General features: G+C 77.8%; 1 protein-coding gene. It reads left to right on the top strand.

All coding sequences use genetic code 11. The features are described 5' to 3' along the window. Positions 1–76 precede the first annotated feature (76 nt). Positions 77–2,470 carry a hypothetical protein gene (locus tag JWR81_RS03715; RefSeq protein ID WP_297646581.1) on the top strand — a complete coding sequence of 798 codons (2,394 nt, stop codon included), beginning with the start codon at positions 77–79 and terminating at the stop codon, positions 2,468–2,470. Positions 2,471–2,720: the final 250 nt, after the last annotated feature.

Raw genomic sequence — 2,720 nt, 5'->3', positions numbered from 1 at the left:
GCGGCAGGGCGATCGTCGCGGCCCTGGCTCGCCGGGTGGCGGAACCCGGCCGGGCGGCCGTCCCGGCGGCGCCACTGTGAGCAGCGGTTCGACGGGCGGCGGTTCGACGGGCGGCGGTTCGGCGGGCAGGGACCCGGCGGGTACGGACAGCGGTGCGCGGCGGTCGCGGGACACGGGGCCGTCGACCGGTCCCCTCGACGGCTCGTCCTGGCCCGCCGACGCCGGCGCCACGGGCGCGCAGGGGGCCGACCCCGCCGACCCGTGGGGCAGCTATCCCTGGCAGGGCTGGACCGACGAGTCGCCGATCGGTCACCTGCTCGCCCGTTCCCTCCGGCCCGGTGGCGTCGACGACACGCCGGAGCAGCCCGCCGAGGACACGGAACGCCGTTCCGACCCCTCGCGACCGTATGGGACCGGTTCCGGGCACGAGCCCGGCCCGGTCGAGGAGGGGCGGGCCCGGGACGTGCGGTACGGCCCTGACGAGGGGCAGCGGCACAACCGCGACGCCGACCGCGATGCGCCCGACACGGGGCGCCGGCGGCGCCGACGTCCCGAGGCCGACGCCGTGACGGACGCCTCACCCGGATCCGAATCGTCGTCGGTCGACCCCTGGTCGACCGGGTCGTGGTCGGCGGAGCCGTGGACCGGAGGATCGTGGACCGGTTCGTCATGGGTGTCCGCCTCCGCGGCGGCAGCGCCGGAGTCGCCGGGCCGCGGAGCCGGCCGCTCCCGGCGGGCGTCCGCGGAAGCGAGTGCCGGCGGCAGCCACCGGTCCGAGGCCGACGGCCTCGAGAAGGCCACCTCGACGTCGTCGGAGGAGCGAGGTGGCCGCCGCAGGCGCCGGCTCGAGGACGACGAGACCTCCACCCGGGCCGCGGTCGAGCGCGTCCTGCGCGGTGACGACCGTGGGGACCGGGACGACGGCAGCCGTGCCACCGGGCGTCGGCGCGGCCGCGGGACCCTGGCCGGCCAGCCGGGTGGGGAGCGCGCCGGCGATCGGATGTCCCCGGCGGAGCGGCCTTCTGCGGTCGGTGATGCCGTCGAACGCGGCGAGCGTCGGGATGTCGCGCGCGCCGCCCGTGACCGGACTGACTCCGACTGGGCTGTTGCCGACCGCGCTGGCTCCGACCGGGCCGTACCGGAGCGGGCATCGGGCGGCGCCGGCACCGACCGCGTCAGGCCCACCGGTGTCGGTTCCGACCGCGTCGGTTCCGACGGCGGCGCCGGTCAGGACGAGGTCGAGCGCGCCGCGGACCTCGCGGTGGAGCCGGGATCGTCGAGCTGGCTGCAGAACGCGTTGGCCGAGCTCGACCGCGCATGGAACGCCATGCCGAGTTCGGCACCCTCGAACACCGCCCGACCGGACGCGACCGCGTCCGCCGAGACCGCTGCGCGCCCCAGCTCGTCCAGCGTGGAAGGGATCGGCGACGACGTGTCGGCCGTGGTGCGGACCGACGGCTCCGGCGCCGGGCGGGCACGGCCTGCGGCCCCCGAGGCCGCGGGATGCGTCGTGGTCATCGACCTGGCCCGCGACGGGCGGCGCTTCGCCGGCCGGCGGGCGGGCACCGTCATGGATGCCCTGGCCGATCAGCTGGCCGAGCGCCTCCCGTCCGGGGCCCGGACGCGCCACGACGACACCGACGCATTGTCGGTGATCCTCCCGGACTGGACCAGGGCACCCGCCACCGAGTGGATGCACCGCACGCTTCCCGCGCTGTTCGAGGACTTCGTCACCACCGAGGACCTGCCTGGCACCCAGCTGCGGGCGGCCGTGCACGACGCGGACGGTCCGGTGGGCGCGCAGCTGCTGCAGCGGCTGGACGTCGGGTCGCGGCGCCGGCAGCCGGCGGCCGCGAGCCCCGCCACCGGCACCTCGTGGGGCGGCTCGCCGCCGGCATCCGGTCGCCGGTCGCGGCACATGGTGGACACGGGGTCCTTCCCGGCCGTCCGGCCGGCGGCGGCGCTGTCGCCGTGGGCGGACGTCGAGCCCGGTGCGGGCACGGCGCGTCCCGATGCGGGACGGCCGGGCAGTGCTCGGAGCGACTCGGCACTGAGTGACGCCGGCCGCAGCGACAGCGGTCGGGCAAGCACCGACCCGCACGGCTACGGCCGCCGCGAGCCCGGCACCCGCGAGCCCGGCACCCGCGACCCCGACACTCGCGACCCCGACACTCGCGACGGCGACCGGGCCGGCCGCGGCGGGCGCGGAACAGGTGCCGGTGCCGAGGACGGTCCGGCCACCCACGACCGCGGCGGGCGCCGCTCCCGGGACGACCATGCCGTGAGGGCGGGCAGTGCCGAGGCCACAGGAGCGGCCACCGGAGGACGACGGCACCGGCGCGGACCCGAGGGCGGGCCCGCGTCCGAACCGGGCCCGGGCCGCGACCGGATGGACCCGGCGGCCTCCACCGACGGCCTCGGCCTGGCGGATCTGCTCGCCGGTGCCCTCGCCGCCTACCGCGGGATCTGACCGCGGGGGATCCGACAGCGGGGGATCCGACCGGGGGTACGAGCGGGGGATCTGACGGCTCCGGAACGCCGTCCGACGCGACGCCGGCAGCGATCGGGGCGGCGTTAGGGTGGGTTTCCGCCGTCACCCACGGGGTGATCACCGCTCACGACCGGAGCTGCATGTGACGAGCCGGAGCCGCGACCTCGCGCCCGAGCCGGATCCCGAACTGACCGCACTGACCGCGCTCTACGCGCGGCACGCCCCGGAC

The sequence above is a fragment of the Pseudonocardia sp. genome (assembly GCF_025965585.1).
Taxonomy (GTDB): domain Bacteria; phylum Actinomycetota; class Actinomycetes; order Mycobacteriales; family Pseudonocardiaceae; genus Pseudonocardia.
Note: the sequence above shows the minus strand (reverse complement) of the source record. Positions and strands in the feature narration are given on the sequence as shown.